This window comes from Amphritea pacifica (assembly GCF_016924145.1).
Classification (GTDB): domain Bacteria; phylum Pseudomonadota; class Gammaproteobacteria; order Pseudomonadales; family Balneatricaceae; genus Amphritea; species Amphritea pacifica.
The window spans coordinates 1-378 of sequence record NZ_JAFFZO010000148.1; the positions used below are offsets into that span (position 1 = coordinate 1).

General features: G+C 54.2%; 1 protein-coding gene. It reads right to left on the reverse strand.

The genetic code is table 11. From position 1 onward, the window contains the following. Window positions 1-378, reverse strand: a 378-nt coding sequence (locus JW499_RS21830; protein WP_205212537.1) for an amino acid ABC transporter permease, incomplete at both ends; no start/stop codon positions are given.

The window sequence follows — 378 nt, forward strand, 5'->3', positions numbered from 1 at the left end:
GCTGCGAATAGCGCGACATGCTGAAACAGAACACCCAGAACAACAGGGCAATAAACAAATAACTCTCGGTGGAATAACCGATCCAGTCGGGGTCCTGGTTGGCTGCCTGACCGATCGCCAGGACATCGAACAGACCGATAATCAGCACCAGACTGGTATCTTTAAACAGCGCGATAAAGGTGTTTACAATCCCCGGAATCATCAGCTTCAGCGCCTGTGGCATGATGATCAGAATCATCTTCTGCCAGTAGCCCAGCCCCAGGGCATCCGCCGCTTCATACTGTCCTTTCGGGATCGCCTGCAGACCACCCCGGATCACCTCCGCCATATAGGCAGACTGGAACAGGGTGATACCGATCAGTGCCCGCAGCAGCTTGT